Source organism: Paraburkholderia sp. BR14320 (assembly GCF_040948665.1).
GTDB lineage: Bacteria > Pseudomonadota > Gammaproteobacteria > Burkholderiales > Burkholderiaceae > Paraburkholderia > Paraburkholderia youngii.
In genome coordinates this window covers 1-207 of the sequence record NZ_JBFPKG010000428.1, presented here as the reverse complement: position 1 = coordinate 207, position 207 = coordinate 1, and the positions used below count along the sequence as shown (strand labels likewise).

Here is a 207-nt window from a genome sequence, read left to right as displayed (position 1 = left end):
CCGCCCCGGGTTTTCCGGAGACCGTTTTGCTTGCGTCATGCCACAGTGACAGACTCAGCGAGATTTGCATAGTAAGCGGCTTCTGCCTCGGCAGGTGGAATGTTGCCGATGGGGCCGAAGAGCCGACGATTGTTGAACCAGTCCACCCATTCGAGCGTCGCCATTTCAACGGCCTGCAGATTGCGCCACGGTCCGAGGTGATGGATC

General features: G+C 58.9%; 1 pseudogene. It reads right to left on the bottom strand.

The annotated features are described in order from the left end of the window. Positions 1–35: 35 nt before the first annotated feature. Positions 36–207, bottom strand: a pseudogene (locus tag AB3X89_RS40940) (IS3 family transposase); the annotation flags it as partial.